Origin of the sequence: Paenibacillus medicaginis (assembly GCF_042138635.1) — a bacterium.
GTDB classification, from domain to species: domain Bacteria; phylum Bacillota; class Bacilli; order Paenibacillales; family Paenibacillaceae; genus Paenibacillus; species Paenibacillus medicaginis.
Map to the genome: position 1 here is coordinate 125,894 of NZ_JBHIRY010000008.1, position 20,632 is coordinate 146,525.

The following is a 20,632-nucleotide window of genomic DNA, read 5'->3' on the forward strand; positions in this document are numbered from 1 at the left end:
AACGGCGGCTGGTTACTACAGAAAAGGGGTGCTGTGCTCATGATGACACCAATCAGAGTCAAGAATGTAAATGACATCGAAAAAATCAACAAAATTGTATCCAACTATACGTATGACATCTGGATCCACAGCAAGAGCGGCATGGCCGACGCCAAATCGATCCTGGGTATGTATGTCCTGAAGCTGGATGAACCTTTGACGCTGGTCGTGCCGGACAATGTGAATCCGAAAAAGCTGTTCAAGGAGCTTGAGGAATTCATTCAATTTGAAAGTCAAAATTAATGAGCTGTTGGAAGCGGCGGTGCAGTCAGCGCCGCTTTTGATTTGCCGTGTGTTTCAGATTTACACATACATAACAGAAGCAAGGCGGAAAGACAGATTTTCATCCGAACAGAAAATTCATGAAATCGTTGCTTGTTATGTCAGGGAGGAATAACAACCCGTGCAGAGTGCATCCAAGGGTATCAAAAGGATTACCGTATTTTCAATCACATGGCCTATTTTTGTAGAGTCCTTGTTTCATATCATGATGGGTACAGTCGATACGTTTATGCTGAGCCATATTTCCGACAATGTCGTCTCGGCCGTTGGCATATCGAGGCAGCTAATCGAGTTCTGCATCATTATGTTCAACCTGCTAGGCTTGGGAGTAGGTGTCATTATTGCCCAGCTTCTCGGGGGAAAAAAGGAACTGCAGGCGAGCCAGGTTACTGCGTCGGCGATTACGGTAAACCTGATTGCAGGGTTTGTGATCAGCACGTTGTTTATCGTTTTTCATAACATGCTGCTGTCGTTTTATCACCCGACACCGGAAGTCAGCAGACATGCGGAAATTTATATGCAGCTGGCGGGTGGCTCGTTGTTCCTGGAGGCCGTTATTTTGACAATCGGCCCTGTTGTCCGCGCCCATGGTTATACACGGGATACGATGGTCGTGGGTATCGGCATGAATATCATCCACATCGTGGGCAACGCCCTGCTCATTTATGGCTTTTTCGGGCTCCCCGAGCTGGGTGTACTGGGGGCAGGCATTTCCACACTGGTCAGTCGCCTGATCGCGTGTATCTGGATTTTTGCGCTGCTGTATAAACGGATCGGTGTTCCCATCAAGCTCAAATATTATGTTCAGATGCGGTGGCTGGAGCTTCGCGCCATGCTGACCATCGGTGTGCCTGCCGGACTGGAGTGGATGTCTTATCATCTCAGCCAGATGGTGGTGACCCGAATTGTAACCTCCATGGGGGATATCCCGCTGGCGACCCATATTTATGTGAATTCCATCGTTTATTATTTCATGATTTTTGGATTGGCGATCGGAGACGGGACGGAAATCGTCGTTGCCAGGATGATCGGGGCGCGGGAGCAGGAAAAGGCGTATCACCAGCTGCTGCGCAGCTTAAAATGGGCATTCATCATTACCATTGGCGTCATTGTGCCGGTGTCCTTTTTGGGTGATCATGTCATGTCGGTTTTCACGGACAATCCCGTCATTATTGCGACTGGCGCCAGTGTGCTGCTGTTCTGTATCCTCCTGGAGCCGGGAAGGGTATTCAACCATGTGGTTATCAACTCGCTGCGTGCGGCCGGGGATGTGCGCTTTCCGCTCATGATGGCGGGCATTTCCATGTGGGGCATCAAGATTCCGCTCGCTTATCTGCTGGGCATCTACTTCAATATGGGTTTGATCGGGGTATGGATCGCCCATGCGGCGGACGAGTGGGTACGGGGTGTGTTCCATTATTTTCGCTGGACAGGACGCAAGTGGCAGGGCAAAACGCTGCTTCCTTCCCAGGACAGGGCTCAGGGGTCGATGTAAGGGCTGCCTGAGTCGCGGGAAACGTTGGAATAATTGGACTGGAAGTCGCCATGGAGGAAACCAAAAAACGTGAACTTCAAGTAAGACGACTTCGATTTTCTTGGGTATCACATTCGAATACTGGCGGAGTGAAAGAGGAACGGCAAACCAAGTTGAATCACGTGGGTGAGCGGTATGCTTTAATAGGGGAAGCCATGAAAATGGTTTCCCTACTTTATATTTAAGCATCCGAATTGGGGATTGGTTATACTTTTTATTCAACACGTTTACGGATTTCAAATAAATCGTTCGGGGTTACCATTAATATACAGACAAAAAAAGTCACTCGAATGAGTGACTGATTAACTTTATGTACAATAGGCATTAATTATATCGGTAATCTCTTTTGTCGGAATATCCTCTTTATCCTTCTTAGAGTAGATTGTAAGCAGAAAAATTTCTTGATCATCTCTGATGACATAGTAAATTATTCTGTATCCATTCGATTTCCCTACTTTTAAGTCTGAATTTGCAGCCCTAACTTTATAAGAGCTTTGATTATCTGGCAACCTCAAGCCAGTTATCTCATCTCCTATAAGATTACCAGATTCAAGCTCAGAGACAATTTCAGAAACATCGTCCTCTATTTTTCTATATTTCTTCTTTTTCTTATAATATTCAATATCCTTGATAAAAACAGGCGTAGGTATGACAATGAAAGACATAACTAATTTTCCCTCTTTTGCTCCTCAATATAATCCCGCCAAGACTTTTTTGGTATCTTCTTTTCTTTCATTAATTTCATTTCTTTTAAAGACTGCTTTAGAGATTCGGAGGGTGTTCTATCTCTTTCAACCGTGGCATGCATCCTTTTTCCTCCTTTTTTCTTACCCAAATCTATCATCCCCTCATCGTTAAGATAGAAGAAATATATGATAGATTACTTAGAAATATTCATAGAATTCTATACTGCCATTATTATAACACCAATGAATGAACCTGAATAGGATATATTGCCAATATATGCTGAAAAATAGGTTCAAAAACAAGGTGTCGAAAAGTCGTTCTGGTAACAGGTCAGAATCGTCATCAGCAGACTACGCTCTATGGACGCTCTGACGTTTCTGACAGAGGTGCTGCTGTGGACAGCGGATCGTAGCGATATGAATTTGAAGCTTGAGCGTTTACTATGAAATCTGATAGCGCTTATGTGTCCGAAGAAAGCTGCACAAAGTTGGTTATGACTTGAAGAGGTAGGCCTATGCGCATGTGCATAGGCCAACTCGATTGTATACCTAATTATCACACGAGCAGCCCGACCATTTTCAAGCCGTGCAGTATTCCATCCTCGTCCACGGGCCGTGTTACATATTTGGCAGCAGCCTTGGCTTCGGGCACGCCGTTGCCCATAGCGACGCTGTTGGTGATCATCGTCAGCATCTGCACATCGTTCAGGGCATCCCCGAAGCAGTATTGATGCTCGGGCGCAATCCCCAGCTTTTCCGTAATTTTGCGGATGCCGATGGCCTTGGAGCCACCGGAGGGCACAACGTCCACGGAATAGGGATGCCAGCGCACAAAGTCGAAGGATGTGAAGACCTCCTCATAAAACGCTTCCTCTTCCGCCTGACACATGAGCAGCGACTGGTAAATTTCCCGTCCGTGATAGTAGAGCGGATCATGCTCGGGCACATACTTCAGCTTAAAAGTATTCATGCTTTTGGCCACAAATTCATCATTGGGCACGCTTGCTCTCATCGCTTCGTTGCCCATATAAACCACGGCGTGGTCATGCCGCAGGGCAAGCTCTGTCATATTGTGAAGAGCTTCCTTGTTCAGTGGGTGTGAATAAATCAATTCGCCTTTCAGCACAACATACGAGCCGTTGTAGCAGACGTATGTATCAATCCCGAGCCTGTCACGAATCTCCTTACTCATGAAAGGCGCGCGTCCGGTCGCAATGGCGACCTCATGGCCCAGTTCCTTCAGTTCTCTTACGGCCTGCTCGGTACTGGAGGGAAGCTCCTTGTTATGGTCCAGTAAAGTACCGTCGATATCAAAGAAAATAATGCTTTTTTCCGGCATGTTCAGAGCACCTGACTTTCCGATTGTAATGTCGTAGAAATTAGCTTGCTTGCTCTATTATAGCAAAGATATGTTCCATAAAGAGCCTATTAGAGGTAGTTCAAAAAGTCATCTTTTGATCACGAAGTCAATCAGGAAGCGGACTCGACATCGAATCTTGAATTCAGCCGGGCCTTCCGGTGCTCACGTACCCCAAGTACGCTCCGCTCCTCAGTCCCTAGCTTCATTCAACCTTCTCGGTGCTGAAAACCTGACTTTTTGAACACGCATAATTAAGGGGGCTTGCGCCGCTATCCGGGTAGTTTTCGGGGGAATGGCAGACAGGACACTGCCGATCCGCGAGACGATCTTCCTTATAAGGAGCGCGGGTATGATGGGTACGAGCGGAGGCTAGTCTAGGAAGAGGAGGTCATGCATTCATGGACAATCAGGAGATTATTCGCTGCCGCGATCATCGTCCTTTTGAACTGCCGGAAGACCCATGGGTGATGAAGCAGGTGTGGAATAAGCTGCTGCTGGCACATTGGCCGGTCAGGCAGGAGGAGCTGCTGCCCTGTATTCCGGATGGGCTGGAGCTGGATTTGTGGGAAGGGGAGGCATGGCTGAGCCTGATTCCTTTTTATATTACCGGTCTCAGACTGCGCGGAACTCCTCCGGTTCTCTGGCTCAGCAGGTTTGCGGAGCTGAATGTACGGACTTATGTAACCTGCGGAGGCAAGCCCGGCATCTTCTTCTTCAGCCTGGACGCCGAACGGCGGCTTGCTGTGGAAACGGCGAGGCTGCTGCATCTTCCTTATATGTACGCCCGGATGTTTGTCGGCAGGGAAAATGATTGGATAACGTACCGCAGCGAGCGCAGGGACAGGCGGGGGCGTCCGGCTGTCTTTGAAGCGTTGTACCGCCCTGCGGGCGGGGAGAAATTCACCGCGCAGCCAGGCACGCTGCTGTACTGGTTGACAGAGCGTTACCGCCTGTATGCCGCCGATGGTGCAGGAAAGCTGTATGCCGGGGATATTCACCATATACCTTGGGAGCTGCAGGAGGCGGAGCTGAGGATCCGCCGGAACACGATGGCAGAGGCGCATGGCATTTATCCGCGCAGCCAGCAGCCTGCGCTCATTTCATTTGCCGAACGGCAGGAGACCCTCTTTTGGCCCATCCGCCGACTTTAAGTGCGTGTTCAAAAAGTCAGGTTTTCAGCACCGAGAAGGTTGGATGAAGCCGGGACTGAGGAGCGGAGCGTACTGGGGGTACGTGAGCACCGGAAGGCCCGGCTGAATTCAAGATTCGATGTCGAGTCCGCTTCCTGATTGACTTCGTGATCAAAAGATGACTTTTTGAACAACCTCTTTAAGTAAAAAGCAGGCCCCTTCCGCTTAAAGCAGAGGGTGCCTGCCATGTTAATCGATCATTATAACTTCCCACTCCTTCTGAGCGTTTTGCTTAAAATAAAGGTTGTTGCTGAAATCCCTGATTCCGAAAACATCATCTCTGGAGGTGCCGGACACCGGAATCAGAATTCTGCCGTCTTCCTCAATGGCCTGACCCACCTTGTCAAACCGGTAGTTCATCGGTTCCTCCAGCACATTTCTGAAATCCGCACGATCCTCCGTGGCATGATTCGGAAATATTTTTTCATAGCTTGCCTCATCCGGTTTGATGACAGCGGTGAGGAAGGCTTGCAGTGCGGCTTTGAGTCTGTCATCGATCAGAGGATCATCCACGCTGTTCCAGTCAATGAATACCCCGCTTTTAAACAGATCCGGATTGGTGCCATCATCGTTTCCTGCAGGCTCCTTACCGGAGTTAGAATCCTTGACAGGTTCCTTATCGTTGTCTTGGACAGGCTTCTCACCTGCAGGAGCAGAGGGCTCCTCGGTGTTTGGCGTTTCTTGCCCAGTCGGTGGAGCAGGCTCCGCAGCATTCTCCGTATTGCCAGAGCAGGCAGCCATGAAGGCAAGGATGACGACGGTAAACAGAAAAAATATCCGTTTGTTCATTTCTTCCTCCTTGTCTTTCTTCCGATATTAGGAAGCTTACTCCTGGTAGTATATGCTTCCTAATATCTTAAAATTAACCTGCATGAGGAAGTTAAAACAAATCTATGTGTCCCGGTGCAGTCCACAGTTGAAGAAATGATTGAATGGCGAAGGTCAGTCCGGGTCCCTGCTTTCTATTCGTCTTTTAAAGTGGAGAGGACAAATACGGTGTTCGTACGGATGACCGAATGTTTGTTTTTGAGTATGTCGGTAATGAATTGCTCAAGCGACTGGATATCCGGCAGGGATACCTTCAGTAAATAATCATATTCGCCTGCCGTGTGATGGCATTCCAGCACATACTCGGACTCAATGATTTTCGTTTTGAATTGATGGGTTTCTTCGTTTCCCTGAATAACTACAAATATGTATGCAAGACAGTGCTGCCCCAGCGTGTGGCGGTTCAGCTTGACGGTAAAGCGGTCGATGATACCGCTGCTCTCCAGCTTGCGGATACGCTCGGCCACCGCAGGCACGGACAGGTGGATGGTCTTGCTGATTTCCGAGCTGGTCATGCGGCTGTTCCGCTGAAGCATTTCGAGAATGCGTTGATCAGTAGCATCCATAGGTTGATGCACCCCCGTTTTTTAAGTTCATTATAGCTGCTTGTTAACATGATTCAACGAATTACGCAATTGCCTTAAATGTTAACATAAAAGGTGAGGTTAAGTTAACTTTTTTAGTTCAATCCAGTGCAAATGGTACTCCAACTTAAGATCTTTAGGCGTATCCATTTTAGCTCTAAAAGAAGCCTGCGTCTGCCTAACTGTTCTATTGTTCTGTTATACGGCCTAACCGATCCGCCAGCGGCTTAACCGATCCTGCACACCCCATTCGCATCAACGAATAGCTCATCCCGTGGCGGATTGCACGATTGCCCGCCGCATAAGGGTTTCCTTAAGATAACAGCAAGTATATAGGTGAGCAATCCACCACAGGAGCATTCACGAAAGGGGGCAGGAAAGGATGGCTGAACTGTCGGAGCAAGCCGAGCTGGAGCAGGCGTACGCAGGCTCGTCCGTCAAAATCAGAAACCGTTTCGCGCAAAATATCCGCAAGCATTGGATGCTGTATGTTATGATCATGCCCGGAATCCTGTTTTATATCGTATTCAAGTACGTCCCGCTCGCGGGAAGCATCATCGCTTTTCAGGATTATCAAATATTCAAGGGTATTCTGAACAGTCCCTGGGTAGGGCTCGACAATTTCAAATTCATTTTCACGTATCAGGACTTTTACCATGTTTTGCGCAACACTGCTTTGATAGCGCTTTATCAGCTGGCCATCGGGTTTCCGGCACCGATCCTGCTGGCGCTTCTATTTAATGAAGTGAGGCTGATGCTCGCAAAGCGAGTCCTGCAGAGCCTTTTCTATCTTCCACATTTTCTGTCATGGGTCGTCGTTGGCGGTATTGTGTTCGAGGTGCTGGCTACAGGCGGAATCGTGAACACTGTCCGCGGCTGGTTCGGGTTCGAACCGGTCCTGTATATGCAACAAGAGCGATATTTCCGCTCGATTGTCGTAATATCCTCGATCTGGAAGGAGGTCGGCTGGGGAACGATCATTTATCTGGCCGCGCTCAGCGGTATTGATCCCACTCAATACGAGGCGGCTGTCGTAGACGGAGCGAACCGCTGGAAGCAGACTTTGTACATTACACTTCCGGCCCTGTTCCCTACGGCGCTCATTTTGTTCCTGTTAAACATTGGAAACTTCCTGGAGCTGGGCTTTGATCAGATTTACAATCTGCTGACACCTATGACCTATTCCGTTGGGGATATTATCGAGACCTATGTGTACCGCTCTGGGGTGCTGCAGGGACAATACAGTGTGACAACAGCCATTGGGGTATTCCAGTCGGTCATCGGCTTCATTTTGCTCTGGATCTTTAATCGGCTGGCGAAAAAGTCGGGAGAGGGGCTGTGGTGATGAAACGGACTGCCGGAGAAAAAGGCTTTCAGATTGTCAACTATGTGATTCTTGCCGCCGCCGCATTAACCATGATCATTCCGCTGCTGCACCTGCTGGCTGTCTCGCTCAGCTCTCCGGTTGCCGCCGATTCCAAGGCTGTCTTCCTGCTGCCGGTCGAATTTACGACCGCTTCATGGGAGCATATTTTGCAGGATGGCGGGCTGTGGCGGTCATTCGGGATTACTGTTTTTATCGCCGTGGCCGGCACGGCGCTCAGCATGCTGTTTTCGGTGTTGACGGCGTTTCCTCTGTCCCGTAAGGAGTTTCTGCTGCGCAGGCCTGTCATGCTGGTCATCGTTATTACGATGATCTTCAATGCGCCGATGATTCCTTTTTTCCTGACCGTGCGGGAGCTTGGCATGATGAATTCCTTATGGTCGCTCATTATTCCGGGGGTGATCGGCACGTTCAACATGATTATTTTGCGTACCTTTTTCATGGGGCTGCCCAAGGAGCTTGACGACTCGGCACGTATCGACGGGTGTAATGATTTCCGCATTCTGTTCCAGATTTACCTGCCGCTCTCGAAGCCTGTGCTGGCCACGGTCAGCTTGTTCTACGCCGTCGGTTATTGGAATACGTTCCAGCGTGCGGTGCTGTTCCTCCGCGATCCGGGGCTGTGGCCCCTGCAGATGAAGCTGAGGGCTTACCTGACGAGCCCGGAGGAACTGGCGCAGGTTAATCTCCTTCTGGGGGATTACGACTACAATACGACGACGCTCAAGGCGGCTACCATTATTTTTGCAAGCGTTCCCATTATTCTGGTGTACCCTTATTTGCAAAAGTATTTTGTGAAAGGTGCGCTGCTCGGTTCCTTAAAGGAATAGGAGATAATCAAAGCTTGGACTGATCATGGATCAACATCATAAGGGGGATTCAAATGATACGGAAGCTACGGATGACAACGTGGAGAAAATGGGGTGTGCTGCTGCTAACCATGGCCGTACTTGGCGGATGCGGCGGCGGAGCAGGCGGGAATGGAAGCGGTGAACCGCAGACAAGTGCCGAAAATCCCGGCGCAGTGAAGGTCAAAGTGTTCAAAAGCCATACGGGCATAGGAACGATTCCTGATCCCAGCGACGCTCACGTAAAGTACATTGCCGAGAAAACCGGCGTGGAATACGAGCTGATGACGACACCTCCCGGCTCTGAGCCGGCGGAGTACCTGAATGTGATGATCGCCTCAGGCGAGTTGCCGGACATTCTCCGCCCCATCGGCGGAGTGGAGCAGACGCTCATTCAGCAGGGCGGTGCGCTGCCGCTGGACGATCTGCTGCCGAAGTATGCACCGAACGTCTGGAACAGCATACCGGAGGAGGCATGGAATATCGTGCGCTCAGCCTCGGAGGATGGGAAAATCTACTATGTACCGAAGGTGTTCCTTGTGCCTGAGCGGGCCCCGCTCATCCGCAAGGACTGGATCGACAAGGTCGGCATGAAGATGCCGGAGACGGTGGAGGATTACGTGGAGCTGCTGAAGGCATTCCGCGACAAGGACCCGAACGGCAACGGCAAGCAGGATGAGCTGCCGACGAGTGGGCGCGAGTTCGGACGCTGGATGGACCATTTATTCGCCATCTACGGGGTGGCTATGTGGGAAGGGTATCCCGAATGGGACATCTATGACGGCAAAATCCAATATGCGGGTGTTACCGAAAATATGAGAGAAGCGATCAAATTCATACGAATGCTGTATGAGGAAAAGCTGCTGGACAACGAAACCTTTCTTAATAAAGGCGAAGTATGGCAGGCCAAGATCAATAACAATCTGGTTGGAAGCTGGTACCACCTGCCCGCCAACGTCCGCGACCGCTATAATGCGATCCTGACCCAGGCGCCGGATGCTTATATTGAGGCGATGCCGATTCCGAAGGCGAAGGGCTTTGACGGTTTTGTCACCCAGAAAAGCATGGGCGAGCCCGAATGGATGATTCCAGCGGTGGCGGAGCAAAACGCGCCTAATGCCCTGAAGCTGCTCGATTTCTTCTATGATCCGGCCAATGAGGAGTTTGTCCGCTACGGCATTGAAGGACAGCATTATGTGGTGAAGGATGGCGAGAAGGTCATTCTTCCTCCGGCTGACGACAGGCCGCTGGCCTTGGGGATGAAAAATTTTACCACCGCCGAGGACATGGATAAGCGTATTGATGAAACCTTTCCGAAGGAGCAACGGCAGATGGTCAAGGATATGTTCGTCGTCAGCACTGCCGATGCGCGCCGCATTGCGGGTGATGGTCTCCCTGCTGCCGTCTATGAAGGTTACCCGGATATTCAGTCCCATAAGCTGTTCCAGGAATATTTGACGAAAACCGTGATTGGCGAGCTGTCGATTGAGGCATTTGACGAATACGTGGCGAAATGGAAGGCGTCGGGCGGCGATCAGGTCACGGAGCGAGTGCAGGCCTGGTATGACAAGGTGAAAAATAAGTAAGGAAAGAAGTCGGATTTACCGGGTCGTAACGAAGGAAGGCGAGCAGTATAATAGTGAGAGTTCAAAAAGTCAGGTTTTCAGCACCGAGAAGATTGAATGAAGATAGGGACTGAGGAGCGGAGCGTACTTAGGGTACGTGAGCACCGGAAGGCCCGGCTGAATTCAAGATTCGATGTCGAGTCTGCTTCCTGATTGACTTCGTGATCAAAAGATGACTTTTTGAACAACCTCTAATAGCGTTATACTGCGTAAATAAGGTGGGAGACAGCTATGGCCCGGTCCTTTGTCCAATGGTTGAAAGGCAGTCTTGCCAACACTCAGACCCGGCTGCTGGTGGTGCTGACGGCGGCGGTGTTCCTGATTATTACTGCGGTGGGTATGGCGGCGTATTATACGTCCAAGGCCGTGCTGCAGGAGGAACTGAGCGAGCCGCAGCACCAGCTTTTGCGCATCGGCATGAATTCCATCGATGAGTACATCCGGGAGGGGGATCAGCTCGCCGTCAAAATGGCATTAAACAATGAGGTGTACCAGTTTTTGACCAGCGCGAATCAGGCATCGTACAGAAACATTACGGAACTGGTGCAGTTTCTGAATACGATGGTCAACAGCACAGCCTATATTAAAAGCGCTTACATTTATGATGTGAAACGGGAGAGTATGGTGGCGTTTCCGCAGGGCTTCAGCTCCAGTAAGGCAAATTTTACCGATTCCGTATGGACGGACAGTATCATGGATGAATTCGAGGACCGGATGATGCTGGTCAAGAAACGAAGTGTGCCGTCAGGGGCGGCGGCGGCAGGATCAGAAATTACGCTGTTCCGCAAAATTATGATCCAGGGCGAGCTGAAGGGCATCATTGCGGTCAATTTCAAGCCTGGGCAGCTGTTCTCGCATATGCTGGTGCCCTCTGTATCCCATTTGGACAGCCGCCGCTTTGTGCTGGATTCGTCAGGCGGGACGCTGTATGAGCTGGGAACCTTCGATTTTGGACCGGGAGCGGCCCAGGCCGCCGTGAAGCAATTGAACGGAGCGCGGCTCGGCGACTTCGATCATGGGGGGAGGAGGCTGCTCGCCACCCAGATCAAATCGCCGGTAACGGGCTGGCGCTACTTGTCCGTCGTATCGCAGAATAGCCTGTTGTCCAATACCCGCAAAATTCGTGATGCGGTCATTGCGGTATCGATTGCGGCGCTGGTAACGGGCGCGGTGGCTATCGCCTATTACAATGCCGCAGCCTTCAGGCCGGTCCGCCGCATGAGGGAACTGTTCAGCAATTACGACTCCCGGCAGGTCAGTACGGACTTGAAGGATTTGGAGCGGGTGACCGGGGAGCTGCTGACAGATCATGCCCAATTGTCGGTTCGCCTGCGGCAGACGATGCCTGAGGCAGCTTCCAAGCTGCTTGCAGACATTTATGCGGGCAACCTCACAGGGCAAAGGGATATCAGCGGGAAGTGGAGCCGATATTTCAAGGACTGGACCGGTCCACAGCTAATTGTTGTCATGGTGTCCATCGATGATTATGCGGCCTGGAGCAGACGCTTTGCCCTGTCAGACCATTCGCTGCTGAAATTTGCCGTCATCAATATTATCACGGAGCTGTTCGGGCAGGGTTGGCTCGTTCTGGCCTCCGATCTGGGCAGAGACCGGATGGCAGTGCTGCTGCAGCCGACGGCCACCGACGCTTCGGACAACGCGCAAAACGTGCTCGCCAAGGCATCGGAGGAGATTTTCCGCCTGCTGAAGTTTCAGGTGTCGGCAGGCATCAGCGTCTGCAGCGGCGGGCCCGTAAGTTTGCGGCAGGCGATGTTCGACGCGGAAACTGCCCTGGGCTATCGGCTGTACAAGGGCTACGGGCAGGTGATCCATTTCCGCGAGCTGTCAGAGAATTCTCTGAAGGGGAAGCGGCTGCCAGAAGCCGAGCTGCAAGCCAGACTGGCGGAGGCCGTTGAAGCGGGCATTGGAGAACGGGCTTTGGCGGTGCTGGATAAGCTGGTAGGCAAGATCCGGGAAGAAGCGTGGCAACCGGCGCTGGCCGTGCATTATCTGGTATCACTGTTTGCGGGACTTAAGCGGCTACGGCAGGGAAGGGAAGCCGAAAGAGATGGCGATGATGAATCGCTCTTTTTCTGTACTATGCAATTGGAGGATGCAGCCGGGTATTTGCGGAGTCAGGTGGAGGAGCTCGCCGCTTGCTATGGCAGGGTGAAGGAAAGCAAGGATTTCATCCTCTGCGGGCAGATGATCGATTATATGAATCAGCATCTGAACGACCCGATAGGTGTGCAGGAGATTGCGGATCATACGGGCATCAGCGTCAGCCTGGCCAGCCAGCTGTTCAAGCAGGAAATGAACGAGACGATACACGGCTACTTTACGAGACTGCGGATGGAGCGGGCGTGCGAGCTGCTGATTCGAACGGATTACAAAATATCGGAAATTGCCACGATGGTCGGTTATCAGCATGAGAACAGTTTTATCCGCGTGTACCGCAAATATAAGGATATTACGCCGGGCAAATACAGGGAAATGATGCGCGGGCGCAAGGAAGCGCTGCCGGATTGAACGGCGCGCTCTTGCGGTGCTGCATCCTGAAAAGGAGGCTGTATGTGTAGTGGACAGAAAGCGGATTGTTGAACGGCATCATCCGGTGCTGACGCGGCTTGAGCCCCTGTCACCATTATCCGTCGGCAATGGGGAGTTTGCGTTTAGCGCCGATTTTACAGGACTGCAGACGTTCCCGGAGCTGTACGAGGTGCCGCTCGGGACACAGTCGAACTGGGGCTGGCATTACAGCGGCGGGCATCATGTGTATGGCGAGCAGGATGTGGAGTACCAGCAATATGAAACGTACGGCCGCAAGGTAGGATATCCGATGAGGCCCGGCGACAGGGGGGACGCCTATCACTGGCTGCGCCAAAATCCGCACCGGCTCCAGTTGGGCCGTATCTCCTTCCGTCTGCTGCATCCTGACGGGCAGGAAATGGCCACGACGGAGGTGGTTCCGCTCAGGCAGCAGCTGAATTTGTGGACAGGAACGCTGCACAGCAGCTTTTCGGTCGGAGGGGTCGAGGTGCACGTGACGACAGCCTGCCACCCGCAGCAGAACTGTCTGGGGGTACGGGTGGAGTCGGAACTGCTGCGGGAAGGAAGGATGCACGTATTCATGCGCTTCCCGGCACCGGATATGACACACCGCAGCTGGTCCAAGTCGGTGTTCCCCGACTGGGGGAATGACGGCAGGCACAGCACAAGTCTGGCAGGGAGCTCCGCCAATTCGGCCCGGATGGAGCGTTCGATGGATGAGGACGGCTACAGTGTACAGTGGGAATGGTCGGCAGGGCAGCTTGAGCAGACTGGTCCCCATGAATTTACGCTGTGTCCTGACTTGGGCGGGACTGTGTTTGAATTTGCGGCGGCTTTTGGACTTGAAGAGCCGCGTATGGGGCCGGTGGAGCAGATTTTTGCCGCCAGCGCCGCCCATTGGGAAGCGTTCTGGCGCAGCGGGGCAGCAATCAGCTTCGAGGGCAGCACGGACCCGCGGGCTGCCGAACTGGAGCGGCGGGTTGTGCTGTCCCAGTTCCTGTGCGCGCTGCACAGTGCAGGCTCCTTGCCGCCACAGGAGACCGGCCTGATGTACAATAGTTGGTTCGGCAAGCTGCACCTGGAGATGCACTGGTGGCATGCGGCCCACTTCCCGCTGTGGGGGCGGGCGGAGCTGCTGCGCAAGAGTATGGACTGGTATCTGTCCATACTGCCCAGCGCCCGCGAACTGGCAAGCTCACAGGGCTATGAAGGCGCGCGTTGGCCGAAGATGGTTGGCCCTGACGGCAGGCAGACGCCGTCTCCCGTAGCGCCTGCCCTGATCTGGCAGCATCCGCACCCGATGGCGCTGGCGGAGCTGTGTTATCTGGCTGATCCCGGGCGCGAGCTGCTGGAACGGTATCAGGCCCTTGTTTTTGAAGCGGCGGATTTCATGGTATCCTACGCCCACTGGGATGAAGCGCGGCAGGCCTACGTGCTTGGGCCGCCGCTCATCCCCGCCCAGGAGAATCATGCGATGGAGATGAGCATGAACCCGCCTTATGAGCTGGAATATTGGCGGTTTGGGCTGGACATCGCGGTGAAATGGGCGGAGCGGCTGGGTGTTCCCGCCAATCCAACGTGGGCTTGCGTGGCGGGCGGTATGGCGAAGCCGAGGCAGGAGGAAGGCGTATATCTGGCGCACGAGCATTGCCCGGACACGTTTACAGCTAAGAACCATGACCATCCGTCTATGGTCGGCGCTCTTGGGCTGCTGCCGGGCACGCTCATCGACCGGGACACGATGCGGAATACGCTGCTCAAGGTCAAGGAGTGCTGGGACTGGGATTCGGCATGGGGCTGGGATTTTCCGATGTGTGCGATGACGGCGGCCCGGCTGGGAGAAAGGGAGCTGGCCGTGGATTTTCTGCTGATGGATGCGGTGAAAAATACGTATTTGCCCAATGGACACAACTATCAGCGGCCGGGACTGTGGGCGTATCTGCCGGGTAATGGCGGACTGCTGACGGCGGTAGCCATGATGGCGTCCGGCTGGGCGTCCGGTGAAGAGCGGGATTGTCCGGGTTTTCCGGCAGACGGCTGGTCAGTACAGTGGGAAGGGCTGCAGCCTTGGTTATAAACCCGCCTGACGGGTGTACTGAAATTTACCGAAAGTACGCATTTGGCTTACGCTCAGCAGAAAAACTTAAGTAAGTACGGTCTGTCTTAGGTTAGGTGATCTGTTTAAGGTTAAGTGACCTGTCTTAGGCTATATGGACAGTCTCAGGCAAATACGTTGGTTGGCGCTTCTCTATACTGACTTCGGGAGGGGATAAGCGATGGGAAAAGGAAAGATATGGCCAGCGGAATGGAAGCTGTACAAGGACCGTGTCACCGGACTGCCTGTACGGCAGCTGACGGATTACAAGGCGCACAGCCATCATTTGTATTTTACGGAGAACGGCTGGTATGACGGAGAGAGACGGGTGCTGTTCGTGTCGGATCGCGATAACACCACCAACCTGTTCTCCATCCATTTGGACGACGGGCTGATCACACAATTGACGGACTATGCGGATAACGATCAGCTGGACGCCTGCCTGTCCCCGGATGGCAGCCTGGCATTTGTCAGAGTGAAGGGCGCGGTGGTGCGGCTGGATCTGTCCACTCTGGAGGAGCGAACGCTGTATGAATGCCCACCCGGGTTTCAGATCGGGAATATAAGCTGCACGGCAGACAGCAGGTCCGTAATTACCTGCATCCAGGAGGATCTGTCGCACAGGCTCGACCTGGACCTTGGCAACGGCTACGTAGGGCACCGCGAGCTGATGGAGGCGGGACCAGTCAGCCGGATCATCGAGATTCCCGCTGACATCGGCAGCGCCCGCACGGTGTATGAGGACCGCTGCTTCATTACCCATATCAACGCATCGCTGACTGAGCCCTGGCTGCTGACCTTTTGCCATGAGGGGCCGTGGCATCTGGTGGATCACCGGATCTGGGGATTGGACCTCCGTACAGGCCACGCCTGGAAAATTCGGGAACGGCTGGAGCCAGGCGAAAAGGTGGGGCATGAATTCTTTTTCCCGGATGGGGAGCGGATTGGTTACCACGGGTTTCGGCTGGATGGCACCAATTTCTTCGGCAGTATTCGTTATGACAACACTGGAATGGAAGAGAAGGATTTCCCCTTCGATACATGGCATGCCCACCAGGACGGTGGCTCACAGGCGGTGGTGGACGGCAAGGGTCATGTGAAAACGCTGAGCCTGTGGCGGAAAAAAGAAGACGGTGTGTATGACGGACCGCGCGTGCTGTGCGAGCTGCGGTGCAGCTTTCATTCACAGAAGGTACATGCACATCCCCGCTTCAGCCCGCAAGGGGACCGGATTCTGTTCACCAGCGACCGAACGGGATATGCCAACGTGTATTTGATTGAGCTCCCGGAGGAGATTGATAGGCTGCCCTTGCAGGGCGAATAAATCCGTGAAGAAGCGTTTCGTAGATAGCTCAAAGGCGAAAATATGCGCAATAGGGAGAAAAACGAAGTAAACACTAATTTATTGAGGGAGGATGAAGGCATGACGGTTACGTCCGAAACGAATACCAGTCCGTGGTCCGTAAAAATCGCGGATACACTTCTTTCCGAATGTATTGACGGCAGCCACCCGAAGATTGCCAACAAATGGGGATATGTAGCCGGAATGACGCTGCTGGCCTTAGAGCGAACATCGGAATGGAGCGGGGACCCAAAATATTCGGAAATGGTCAAGCGGCATATTGACGGGCTGATTGCAGCCGATGGCACCATCCCCACGTATACGCTGGAAGACTATAACCTGGATATGATCAATGAAGGTAAAAACCTGTTCCCACTCTGGGCGCGGACTGGTGAAGCGAAGTACGAACAGGCTATCCGTCTGCTGCATACCCAGCTCAAAGGGCAGCCGCGCACAAGTGAAGGCGGCTTCTGGCACAAAAAAATTTACCCATTCCAGATGTGGCTGGACGGCATTTACATGGCTTCCCCGTTTCTGGCCGAATATGCGAAAACGTTCGATGATCCATCCGGTTTTGACGAGGCGGCGCGCCAGATTCTGCTCATTGAACAGAAAACCCGCAATCCGCAGAACGGACTGCTGCATCATGCCTGGGATGAAAGCTGTGAGCAGCGCTGGTGCGACAAAACCACCGGCCGCTCCTTCCACGTCTGGGGGCGGGCCATGGGCTGGTATGCCATGGCGGTGGTCGATGCCTTGGAACATTTCCCGGTGGATCATCCACAGCGTGGGCAGATCATGGGTATTTTTGAGCGGATGGCCTATGCGCTGGCCCGAGTGCAGGATCAGGAAAGTGGCGTGTGGTACCAGGTGATGGACTGCAACGGACGGCAAGGTAATTATCTGGAGGCTTCCGCCTCTTGCATGCTGACCTACGCCCTGGCCAAAGGGCTGCGGCTGAAATATTTGGCAGAGCTGGACCGCAGTGTGGTGGAACGGGCCTATGCCGGCATCCTGCAGCAATTTGCCAGCGAGGATGAAGCGGGTGTTCACCTGCACCGCATCTGTCACGGAGCCGGACTTGGCGGCAGGAAGTACCGGGATGGCTCGTATGAGTACTATATCAGCGAGCAGGTGGTCAGCGACGCGCAGATGGGTGTAGCGCCGTTCCTGCTCGCCAGCATTGAGATGGAGAGGCTGAACATGGAAAGGCTGAATACTTCGGGGCAGGCGGGGTGAGTGGAGTGGCCGCTGCTCAAATTGCTCAAGCAGCACAGATCGCACAGGCTGCACAGCGGACGAACCGTCATGGGCTACTGTTGAAATATCCTGCCTCCTGGTGGAATTACATGTGGCGGGAAGTGGACTGAAAAGCCACTATTTCCTTACTAAAGCGGCTGAAAGCATGGCTTCCGGACCGTATAGCCTCTATTCATCGAAAAATCCATCGAAATCATGCATTTTTATATCAATAGAGTCCCCTCGGTCCGCTGCATATTGTAAAAGAACTGATTCAATAGAAATAGAGTCTCCTGAGTCCGGTTCACTGTGGGAACGATCATATAAAGAAGCGGTTTTTTCCTTCACGGAGAAAGCCGCTTTCTCGTTCAATAGAGCAGATTTGTAGCTATTTGTGGCTATAATAGGAGCAAGAGAGAGGAATGAAGTTATCCAGCTAAAAAGGAGACTACCCGCATGAACCTGAACTATTACAACACGTTTATCGCTGTTTCACCGGATTGCTCTGCCACAAAAAGCGTAATCCCCCCGGAAAAAGCAGGCAAGCCGACCAAGGCAGGCATCGAATACGAGCTGGCCGCTGGGCAGCCTTATTTCTATACACAGGAGGAGCTGCTGTATCAGGTGTATGTCAGGCACAAGGAGATTCCCGAAGAAGAGCTGGAGCAGCGCGGTGCGGAGATTCGCAGCGCTTTTTTCGGCAAATCACAGGCCTGTCTCAGAGCGAGCATGCTGCCGAAGAAGTTCGGTTGGGGCATTCATTTTAATGCCAAAGGAAAGCTGGCCCTCGTGCCGGTGGAGTCGGAGCAGTACCGAAGCTACGCGGCAGGGGAACATGAAGAGATAAAAGTCATTCCGGCGATGAGAAATGTGCGCCCAAGTAAAAGTAACCTCAGGGAATAATCAGGTAATGAACTGATAACCGCCACAGAGTCAATACCTGTCCGCAAAAAGTCAAAAGCCTGCTGGGTTATTGCCCTTCTGATGTGGGCGGCTATCGCAATTAACTATATTGACCGCACGGTGCTTTATGCTGAAAAGGTGTATTGACAGGTGAATTCAATGGTCTTATAGTATGTCATATGACTAACATACTGATAGGGTGAGCTAATGATGGTTATCTTTGATGACAGCCAACCAATCTTCCAACAAATCGCTCACATGGTCGAAGATGATATTCTGAACGGGACCTACCGGGAGGGCGATCAGATTATTTCTATGGCACAATTTGCGAGCACCTTTCATGTAAATCCGGCAACAGCGGTGAAGGGCATTGCTTTATTAGTGAATGAAGGGATCTTGTACAAAAAAAGGGGGTTGGGCATGTTTGTTGCAGCTGAAGCTAAACAGATTATTATGGGGAAACGACGGCGCAGATTTTACGATGACTTAATTATGAAGTTGCTTGATGAGGCGGATAAACTCGAACTAACTACAGAAGACATCATTGATATGATTCGACGAGGGAAGAGGAGCTGAATGACCTGTGACCGCCATACTTACTTGTACGAACGTAAACAAAAGCTACGGAAATAAAAAGGCTGTTCACAATTTGGATTTGAAGCTGGAGGAAAACACCATATACGGATTACTTGGCCGAAACGGAGCGGGAAAAACGACGCTGCTCAACATGATTTCCGGTGGATTGTTTCCCGACAGCGGCGAAATCGAGATCGCAGGATCGCGATTATATGCGGGGGATACGTCTTCGGATACTTGTTATGTAAGGGAAAAGAACCTCTTCTTCGGAGGCGCCAAGGTCATGGAAACGCTTGAGTGGGCATCCGTCTTTCATAACAACTGGGATTGGAGCATTGCCAATAAACTTGTAAAAACGTTCAAAATAAACCCGAACCAAAAGATACGGCAGCTTTCCAGAGGGATGGAGTCGCTCCTCGGCATCATTATTGGTTTGGCGAGCCGAGCGCCGCTTACCATCTTTGACGAGCCGGTGCTCGGACTTGACGTTCTCATGCGGGAGAAATTTTACCGCATTCTGATGGAGGATTACGCCGAGAATCCGCGAACGATACTTCTATCTACACATTTGATTGACGAGATCGCCAGCGTGGTAGAGAGAATTTTTATTATGGATGCCGGAAGCATATTGTTGCATGACGACGTGGACAAAATCCGAATTAACTCCCATTTGATGAGAGGCAGCAAAGAGGCCATTGGGAAATTTACGAACGGAAAACGCGTGATTTATCAAGAGTCGTACGGCAGCGGTGCCCTTGCAGCGGTATATGACAAGATTGGGGAAGAGGAAAGAGCTTTGGCAACCAAGCTGGGAATATCCATTGACGGACTGCCGCTGCAAAAGTTTTTTGCATATTTAATAGAAGAGGGCGAACATGATGAATAAGTTGATGGTACTATTGAAGGCTTCGTTTTTGCAGCTTCGAATTTACTTATTATGCATTACGGGTATAGTTGCGTTAAACGTTATAGCCAGTGTGATTGTGTACCTGTCTCTTGGTGGCGAGCACGAGGACGATGTGTCTGTCGCTAATCTGTTTACGATATTCCTCATTTTTGTGGCAAGTGTCCTTCCTGTCAGCTTTTTCAAGAGAATTATCAATTTAGGCGCATCGCGCAAAGAGTATTATGTCGGGGTATTGATAATTTACACAATATGGTCTGCTGTGTTCTCTTTGTTCAACATATTATGGTTGCAAATTGAAATTGGGATAATCCAGAAATATGAACATACCCTTAACATTCTTGAGATATTTCATTGGGATCAATTCGGTTTAGTCGGTATGTTTGTTTACCAGTTCGGGGCTTATATGATGCTAATGTCATTGTTAAATCTGCTGTTTTCTGGATTGCGGCATTTCGTAGGATGGATTATCTGGGCATTGCTTATTGCGGCGATACCGATTGGGACGTCTCTCCCCTCTCTCCGGCCTAAGGTGGCAGAGGGATTCCTAACGCTGCTCTTTAACGATTCGCTACTTCAGGGGTTTGGACTCACGTTCTTATTCAGTTGTATATTTCTGGCAGGCGGTTGGTTGTTTACCAGGAGACGGACGATCTAAGAGTT

The 20,632-nt window shown here is 51.8% G+C and carries 20 protein-coding genes; 15 read left to right on the forward strand and 5 right to left on the reverse strand.

Going from position 1 to position 20,632, the window contains the following annotated elements; translation table 11 throughout:
- Positions 1 to 39 precede the first annotated feature (39 nt).
- Both ACE5LO_RS10835 and ACE5LO_RS10840 read left to right on the forward strand, forming a co-directional pair.
- Positions 40 to 282: an HPr family phosphocarrier protein gene (locus tag ACE5LO_RS10835; protein WP_375520034.1), complete on the forward strand. Its 243-nt coding sequence runs from the start codon at positions 40 to 42 to the stop codon at positions 280 to 282.
- A gap of 160 nt (positions 283 to 442) precedes the next feature.
- Positions 443 to 1,816 (forward strand): MATE family efflux transporter, encoded by a 1,374-nt coding sequence (locus ACE5LO_RS10840; RefSeq protein ID WP_375520035.1) that lies wholly within the window; start codon positions 443 to 445, stop codon positions 1,814 to 1,816.
- Positions 1,817 to 2,163: 347 nt separating this feature from the next.
- On the opposite strand, the gene ACE5LO_RS10845 is transcribed toward ACE5LO_RS10840, so the two are convergent.
- The 3 genes from ACE5LO_RS10845 to ACE5LO_RS10855 form a co-directional block, all read right to left on the reverse strand.
- Positions 2,164 to 2,520, reverse strand: coding sequence for a type II toxin-antitoxin system RelE/ParE family toxin (locus ACE5LO_RS10845; protein ID WP_375520036.1), 357 nt, complete (start codon positions 2,518 to 2,520; stop codon positions 2,164 to 2,166).
- Positions 2,521 to 2,522: 2 nt separating this feature from the next.
- The gene (locus ACE5LO_RS10850; protein ID WP_375520037.1) at positions 2,523 to 2,690 is read right to left on the reverse strand and encodes a hypothetical protein; all 168 of its coding nucleotides are present in this window, start codon (positions 2,688 to 2,690) and stop codon (positions 2,523 to 2,525) included.
- A 407-nt stretch (positions 2,691 to 3,097) separates the two neighbouring features.
- Positions 3,098 to 3,880, reverse strand: a complete 783-nt coding sequence (locus ACE5LO_RS10855) for a Cof-type HAD-IIB family hydrolase (protein ID WP_375520038.1) — start codon at positions 3,878 to 3,880, stop codon at positions 3,098 to 3,100.
- Positions 3,881 to 4,299: 419 nt separating this feature from the next.
- Between ACE5LO_RS10855 and ACE5LO_RS10860 the strand changes: the two genes are divergently transcribed.
- Entirely contained in the window at positions 4,300 to 5,052 is a 753-nt protein-coding gene (locus tag ACE5LO_RS10860; protein WP_375520039.1) for a YqjF family protein, read from the forward strand.
- Positions 5,053 to 5,280: 228 nt separating this feature from the next.
- Here ACE5LO_RS10860 and ACE5LO_RS10865 read toward each other — a convergent pair whose 3' ends face one another.
- Positions 5,281 to 5,880, reverse strand: a complete 600-nt coding sequence (locus tag ACE5LO_RS10865) for a hypothetical protein (protein WP_375520040.1) — start codon at positions 5,878 to 5,880, stop codon at positions 5,281 to 5,283.
- Positions 5,881 to 6,053: 173 nt separating this feature from the next.
- The gene (locus tag ACE5LO_RS10870; protein WP_375520041.1) at positions 6,054 to 6,485 is read right to left on the reverse strand and encodes an Lrp/AsnC family transcriptional regulator; all 432 of its coding nucleotides are present in this window, start codon (positions 6,483 to 6,485) and stop codon (positions 6,054 to 6,056) included.
- Between the two features lie 400 nt (positions 6,486 to 6,885).
- Between ACE5LO_RS10870 and ACE5LO_RS10875 the strand changes: the two genes are divergently transcribed.
- The 12 genes from ACE5LO_RS10875 (at position 6,886) to ACE5LO_RS10930 (ending at position 20,627) form a co-directional block, all read left to right on the forward strand.
- Positions 6,886 to 7,848: an ABC transporter permease gene (locus ACE5LO_RS10875; protein ID WP_375520042.1), complete on the forward strand. Its 963-nt coding sequence runs from the start codon at positions 6,886 to 6,888 to the stop codon at positions 7,846 to 7,848.
- A complete protein-coding gene (locus ACE5LO_RS10880) occupies positions 7,848 to 8,717 on the forward strand; it encodes a carbohydrate ABC transporter permease (protein ID WP_375520108.1) in 870 nt (289 codons plus the stop codon). The genes ACE5LO_RS10875 and ACE5LO_RS10880 overlap by 1 nt, the downstream gene beginning before the upstream one ends.
- Before the next feature lie 71 nt (positions 8,718 to 8,788).
- Positions 8,789 to 10,321 carry an extracellular solute-binding protein gene (locus tag ACE5LO_RS10885; RefSeq protein WP_375520109.1) on the forward strand — a complete coding sequence of 511 codons (1,533 nt, stop codon included), beginning with the start codon at positions 8,789 to 8,791 and terminating at the stop codon, positions 10,319 to 10,321.
- Positions 10,322 to 10,591: 270 nt separating this feature from the next.
- Complete coding sequence (locus ACE5LO_RS10890; protein WP_375520043.1) at positions 10,592 to 12,889, forward strand: AraC family transcriptional regulator; 2,298 nt, start codon at positions 10,592 to 10,594, stop codon at positions 12,887 to 12,889.
- Positions 12,890 to 12,938: 49 nt separating this feature from the next.
- A complete protein-coding gene (locus ACE5LO_RS10895; RefSeq protein WP_375520044.1) occupies positions 12,939 to 14,987 on the forward strand; it encodes a glycoside hydrolase family 65 in 2,049 nt (682 codons plus the stop codon).
- A gap of 199 nt (positions 14,988 to 15,186) precedes the next feature.
- Positions 15,187 to 16,329, forward strand: a complete 1,143-nt coding sequence (locus ACE5LO_RS10900; RefSeq protein ID WP_375520045.1) for an oligogalacturonate lyase family protein — start codon at positions 15,187 to 15,189, stop codon at positions 16,327 to 16,329.
- Positions 16,330 to 16,428: 99 nt separating this feature from the next.
- Entirely contained in the window at positions 16,429 to 17,586 is a 1,158-nt protein-coding gene (locus ACE5LO_RS10905) for a glycoside hydrolase family 88/105 protein (RefSeq protein WP_375520046.1), read from the forward strand.
- Positions 17,583 to 17,717 (forward strand): hypothetical protein, encoded by a 135-nt coding sequence (locus ACE5LO_RS10910; protein ID WP_375520047.1) that lies wholly within the window; start codon positions 17,583 to 17,585, stop codon positions 17,715 to 17,717. The genes ACE5LO_RS10905 and ACE5LO_RS10910 overlap by 4 nt, the downstream gene beginning before the upstream one ends.
- Positions 17,718 to 18,042: 325 nt before the next feature.
- A complete protein-coding gene (locus ACE5LO_RS10915; protein WP_375520048.1) occupies positions 18,043 to 18,489 on the forward strand; it encodes a DUF6157 family protein in 447 nt (148 codons plus the stop codon).
- Positions 18,490 to 18,696: 207 nt separating this feature from the next.
- On the forward strand, positions 18,697 to 19,065 hold the full coding sequence (locus ACE5LO_RS10920; RefSeq protein WP_375520049.1) for a GntR family transcriptional regulator: 369 nt from the start codon (positions 18,697 to 18,699) through the stop codon (positions 19,063 to 19,065).
- A gap of 7 nt (positions 19,066 to 19,072) precedes the next feature.
- Positions 19,073 to 19,951, forward strand: coding sequence for an ABC transporter ATP-binding protein (locus ACE5LO_RS10925; protein ID WP_375520050.1), 879 nt, complete (start codon positions 19,073 to 19,075; stop codon positions 19,949 to 19,951).
- Positions 19,941 to 20,627 carry a hypothetical protein gene (locus ACE5LO_RS10930; RefSeq protein WP_375520051.1) on the forward strand — a complete coding sequence of 229 codons (687 nt, stop codon included), beginning with the start codon at positions 19,941 to 19,943 and terminating at the stop codon, positions 20,625 to 20,627. Before ACE5LO_RS10925 ends, ACE5LO_RS10930 begins: the two co-directional genes overlap by 11 nt.
- Positions 20,628 to 20,632 lie beyond the last annotated feature (5 nt).